The 4655-nt window shown below is 44.0% G+C and carries 7 protein-coding genes; 6 read left to right on the forward strand and 1 reads right to left on the reverse strand.

Going from position 1 to position 4655, the window contains the following annotated elements; all coding sequences use genetic code 11:
* The first annotated feature begins 72 nt into the window (after positions 1 to 72).
* Positions 73 to 246, forward strand: a complete 174-nt coding sequence (locus PX484_RS01575) for a hypothetical protein (protein ID WP_269465050.1) — start codon at positions 73 to 75, stop codon at positions 244 to 246.
* Here the strand turns inward: PX484_RS01575 and PX484_RS01580 are convergent.
* Positions 226 to 678, reverse strand: coding sequence for a porin (locus tag PX484_RS01580; RefSeq protein WP_287768141.1), 453 nt, complete (start codon positions 676 to 678; stop codon positions 226 to 228). The genes PX484_RS01575 and PX484_RS01580 overlap by 21 nt on opposite strands.
* Before the next feature lie 53 nt (positions 679 to 731).
* On the opposite strand from PX484_RS01580, the gene pyrE reads away from it, so the two are divergent.
* From pyrE to nuoK, 5 genes are all read left to right on the forward strand, one after another.
* Positions 732 to 1421 carry an orotate phosphoribosyltransferase gene (gene pyrE / locus PX484_RS01585; RefSeq protein ID WP_190381304.1) on the forward strand — a complete coding sequence of 230 codons (690 nt, stop codon included), beginning with the start codon at positions 732 to 734 and terminating at the stop codon, positions 1419 to 1421.
* 515 nt (positions 1422 to 1936) lie between these two features.
* On the forward strand, positions 1937 to 3055 hold the full coding sequence (gene nuoH / locus PX484_RS01590; RefSeq protein WP_002775034.1) for an NADH-quinone oxidoreductase subunit NuoH: 1119 nt from the start codon (positions 1937 to 1939) through the stop codon (positions 3053 to 3055).
* Positions 3056 to 3097: 42 nt separating this feature from the next.
* The gene (ndhI, locus tag PX484_RS01595; protein WP_002733194.1) at positions 3098 to 3670 is read left to right on the forward strand and encodes an NAD(P)H-quinone oxidoreductase subunit I; all 573 of its coding nucleotides are present in this window, start codon (positions 3098 to 3100) and stop codon (positions 3668 to 3670) included.
* A 93-nt stretch (positions 3671 to 3763) separates the two neighbouring features.
* A complete protein-coding gene (locus tag PX484_RS01600) occupies positions 3764 to 4360 on the forward strand; it encodes an NADH-quinone oxidoreductase subunit J (RefSeq protein ID WP_008203498.1) in 597 nt (198 codons plus the stop codon).
* A gap of 26 nt (positions 4361 to 4386) precedes the next feature.
* Positions 4387 to 4655, forward strand: a 269-nt coding sequence (gene nuoK, locus PX484_RS01605; RefSeq protein ID WP_287637555.1) for an NADH-quinone oxidoreductase subunit NuoK, incomplete at its 3' end; no start/stop codon positions are given.

The following is a 4655-nucleotide window of genomic DNA, read 5'->3' on the forward strand; positions in this document are numbered from 1 at the left end:
ACTTGAAATTGTTTTATTTTGCACCGGAAATCCTAATTTATCCGCCCTTAAAAATTCAGGAGCCTTAAAACCATGTTAAAGTTTTCAATGGAATTGTGTTATCCCCAGCTTGATGTCAAAACCTTAAGCGTTGGCACTTTGTGTCCCAAAGAAACCAGTAGTGAACAAACCTTAAACTATTTAATTTCTCAATGGAAATTACAACAGATTTCGGTTAAGAAGAGATTAAAAACCTCCTGGACTTAAATAACTGGGATTTTCCTGTAGGGAAGTATCGAAGGGATTGGGTAAATCTTGGGTGCGAATTAAGGGGCCAGACTGTTGCTGTTGCATGACATCATAGTATAAAGTTTCGACCAATTTCGCATCCCGGGTAATCAGATTATCGAAATAGGAACCTTGGGGAAAAGTACGCCAACCAAAAAGAGAGTTGAACTGTCCTGAAATGCTGGTGTAGTCGTAGAAACGACCAGTATTGTTATTAACAGCGCGGTTAAACAAACCGGGGATATTATTAAATCCTACCGCCGTATCGGGAGAGGGGACAAGTTGCAATTGTTGGGTTTTTACTGGTGCCGGAGTGGTGGCGGGGGAACGTTGGGCGATCGCAATAGGCGAACTCAACCAGACTAAACCGGTTAAACAAAACAGGGAAGGAAGTAAAAACTTAGCGCGCATGGGTAAAAATCTCCTCACAGGGGTAGGGTTAATTAAAAAATTGTTTCAATGGGATGAGAAAGAAATCAATACTAGCGATCGAGTCAATATATAATGACTTTTGGCTTAATTGTAACCGAAATTTTGGAGTCAGTCAGGCTCCCAATCCTGAAAATATGGCTAATTCCTCGGTAGCGACTCTCGATACTGCTTCCCTGCGTCAATTTCTCCTCGATGCTCTTGTCCGTCTTGCCTATCGAGAGGGGGATTTCACCCTGTCTTCAGGACAAAAAAGCAGCTACTATATCAACGGTAAACAAGTTACTCTCACTGCGGAGGGAGCTTTAGCCGTGGGGCGTTTATTGCTGTCTCTACTGCCTCCAGATACCCAAGCGGTGGCAGGATTAACCCTAGGGGCGGATCCGATTGTCAGTGCCGTTAGTGTGGTATCTGCCTACGAAAATCGCCCGATTCCAGCTTTAATCGTCCGCAAAGAGGCAAAAGGTCACGGAACCATGGCTTATATCGAGGGGCCGACTTTAAACCCCGGGGCCGCGGTGGTTGTCCTCGAAGACGTGGTGACAACGGGGAAAAGTGCCATGGTAGCGGTAGAAAGATTACGCGATGCGGGTTATCAAGTAGATTTAATCATTGCTTTGGTGGATAGAGAGCAAGGAGGGGCGGAATTTTACCAATCTCAGGGAATAAAGTTTCAAGCTTTGTTTTCGATTCGAGACCTACAGGCGGCTTATCAGACTAAATAGCGGGGAGTGGCGAAAAACGCTCGATAACTGGATTTTAACAGTCGGATTGGCTCTGGGGATCAACCACAAAGGCACAAAGAACACAAAGAGGAAGACAGATTCGAGCGGGCTGCTTTCATTGCCTAAACGATAAGTTAAGTAGGTAGGCGTTAAAAATTATCAGATACCCCCCTTATCAAGGGGGGCAGGGGGGATCGAACCTAAAATCCATTTTTAATTTAATTATAACCAGCTACTTAACTAGATTTTTTTCCTGTGAATAATTGGTCACTAGCTGAGGTTGTCGGCGCTAAGAAACAGATGAGAACATTGATAGATTCAGAGTCTAACTATTGACTAATACCTATTCTCGGACGGGGAATCAAGATTGCTTGACTCTCTTGGCTGCTAATGAGTTGAAGCCTTTGTCACTTTACTGATAACCCTCAGACCGACTAACTGTATACTAGGCTATAAGATTTGCTTAAAAATCTTCAAACCATGCCGAACTATTGACAGTACAGCGATCGCCAAATATGAATCAAGGCATAGATTTACAAGAAAGTTTCATTAAATCCCTAACAGACTTGGGATTAAGTGGAGGACTGGCTAAAGCGATTTGGATGCCTTTACCCATGTTCCTGATGATTATAGCCGCCACAGTGGGGGTTTTAGTCTGCGTCTGGTTAGAAAGGAAAATTTCCGCCGCCGTCCAACAGCGTATTGGACCGGAATACGCAGGACCCTTAGGCGTTTTACAACCAGTCGCCGACGGTCTGAAATTAGTCTTTAAAGAAGATGTCGTCCCCGCTAAGGCTGACCCTTGGTTATTCCTCTTCGGGCCGATTTTGGTGGTGATGCCGGTGTTTGTCTCCTACCTCATCGTCCCCTTCGGTCAAAATCTGCTGATTACTGACCTAAACGTGGGGATCTTTTTATGGATTTCCTTGTCCAGTATTGCCCCCATTGGTTTATTAATGGCGGGTTATGCCTCGAATAATAAGTATTCCTTGCTGGGAGGCCTGCGGGCCGCGGCGCAATCGATTAGTTATGAAATTCCCTTGGCTTTATCGGTATTAGCGATTGTGATGATGTCTAATAGTCTCAGTACCATTGATATTGTCGAACAACAATCCGGTTATGGCATTTTAGGCTGGAATATCTGGCGCCAACCGGTGGGTTTTCTGATTTTCTGGATTGCCGCTTTAGCTGAGTGTGAACGTCTGCCTTTCGATTTACCGGAAGCGGAGGAGGAATTAGTCGCCGGTTATCAAACCGAATACGCGGGGATGAAATTCGCTCTCTTTTATGTGGGTTCCTACGTTAACCTCGTGCTGTCGGCCCTAGTTTTCGCCGTCCTCTATCTTGGCGGTTGGGAATTTCCTATCCCCGTCAATGCTTTGGCCGGCTGGTTGGGAGTGAGTGAAACCAATCCTTGGCTACAAATTATCACCGCTTCCCTCGGGATTACGATGACGGTATTAAAAGCCTATTTTCTCATCTTCATCGCTATTCTCTTGCGTTGGACTGTACCCCGGGTTCGCATTGACCAATTACTCGATTTAGGCTGGAAATTCCTTTTACCGGTATCTTTAGTTAACCTACTACTTACCGCCGCCCTAAAACTAGCTTTTCCCTTTGCTTTTGGCGGTTAATTCCCGTTTTTGCCCTGTTAACCTACTATACCTCTGACCATCATGTTTAACATCCTCAAACAAGTCAGCGATTACGCCAAAGGTAGCATTCAAGCGGCGAAATACATCGGCGAAGGTTTATCCGTTACCTTCGACCATATGCGTCGTCGTCCGATTACCGTTCAGTATCCCTACGAAAAGTTAATTCCCTCGGAACGTTATCGGGGTAGAATTCACTTTGAGTTCGATAAATGTATCGCCTGTGAAGTTTGTGTGCGAGTTTGTCCGATTAATTTACCAGTAGTGGATTGGACTTTTAACAAGGAAATTAAAAAGAAAGAACTCAAACACTACAGTATCGATTTTGGGGTCTGTATTTTCTGCGGTAATTGTGTAGAGTACTGTCCGACTAATTGCCTATCGATGACCGAAGAATACGAACTAGCGACCTATGATCGTCATGAATTAAACTATGATAACGTCGCCCTAGGCCGTTTACCCTACAAAGTCACCCAAGACCCGATGGTAACACCTCTGAGGGAATTAGGTTATCTGCCTAAAGGTGTCATCGAACCCCACGATTTACCCGCCGGTAGTCAACGCGCCGGTAAACGTCCGGAAGAAATTACCGATTAATTAGCAGTTAGCTATCAGCCGTCAGCCGTCAGCCTTCAGAAGCTGATAACTAATAATTAATAACTCTCAAACATAAAAGGAGATGAAACTACTGTGAATTTAGCCGAGGGCGTTCAAATAGTATCTTTTGGCATTTTAGCAGCCCTGGTAATCGGGACAGCTTTAGGCGTGGTACTATTATCTAATATCGTTTATTCCGCCTTTTTATTGGGCGGTGTTTTTATCAGCATTTCGGGTTTATATCTCTTACTAAATGCTGACTTTGTAGCGGCGGCACAAATTCTAATTTATGTGGGCGCAATTAACGTTTTAATTCTCTTTGCTATTATGCTTGTTAATAAGCAAGAGGACTTTTCTGATATTCCTAAACGTTGGATTCGTCAGGCATCTACTGCTTTAGTTTGTGTGGGTTTATTTGTGCTGTTATCGACCATGGTTTTAATCACACCTTGGTCAATTTCTACCACTTCTCCCGCCGTTGTGACTAATACTTTAGTAGAAATCGGTAAGCATTTCTTTAGTGATTTCCTGCTACCCTTTGAATTAGCTTCCGTGCTATTATTAATGGCCATGGTCGGAGCAATTATTTTAGCTCGTCGTGACCTTATCCCTACCCTAAAAGCTGAAGAACCTACGGCCACAGCCTTAACATTACCCGAACGACCTAGAGAATTAACCGCCCCTAAATAAGACCAAAAGAAAGAGGTATCATGCAGATTCAGTTAGAGTATTATTTGTTATTAGCGGCGGCTTTATTTTGTATCGGAATTTACGGTTTAGTCACCAGTCGCAATGCCGTCCGGGTTTTAATGTCGATCGAATTGATGCTCAATTCTGTTAACATTAACTTAATGGGTTTTTCCAACTATCTTGACCCCGCTAATATTCGAGGCCAAATTTTTACTATTTTCGTGATTACCGTAGCGGCAGCCGAAGCAGCCGTGGGTTTAGCGATTATCCTGACTATCTATCGTAACCGCGACAC

This window comes from Microcystis sp. M49636_WE2 (assembly GCF_030065375.1).
Taxonomy (GTDB): domain Bacteria; phylum Cyanobacteriota; class Cyanobacteriia; order Cyanobacteriales; family Microcystaceae; genus Microcystis; species Microcystis aeruginosa_C.